The organism is Paraburkholderia sp. SIMBA_027, assembly GCF_046535315.1.
Classification (GTDB): Bacteria; Pseudomonadota; Gammaproteobacteria; order Burkholderiales; family Burkholderiaceae; genus Paraburkholderia; species Paraburkholderia tropica.
In genome coordinates this window covers 1-269 of sequence record NZ_JAWRWY010000661.1, presented here as the reverse complement: position 1 = coordinate 269, position 269 = coordinate 1, and the positions used below count along the sequence as shown (strand labels likewise).

General features: G+C 57.6%; 1 protein-coding gene. It reads left to right on the top strand.

The window, feature by feature from the left end; translation table 11 throughout:
• Positions 1-14 precede the first annotated feature (14 nt).
• Positions 15-269 (top strand): hypothetical protein (locus tag SB764_RS40655; RefSeq protein WP_410866850.1); only part of this gene is annotated, 255 nt, incomplete at its 3' end.

The window sequence follows — 269 nt, the reverse complement described above, 5'->3', positions numbered from 1 at the left end:
CCCGCATCGCCAGCATGTCCGCGAATGGGGCCACGGAACGGGAGATAAAAGACACCCTTGAGGCCGACATTCTCGACTCAGCGGTGCCGATCAATGGGGTTCTTGTTCCTGATCACCGCGATCTACCCGACGATTTTCCAGAGCTAATGCGACAGGAGCTTTCCAAACGGTTCCCGGAGATAGCAAAGCGGTACGGCATCAGGGACGAAAGCGACTTGTTCATCTTCGCGGACGGCAGCGAGGGCCGTTGGTATATCGGCAGCAAGTCG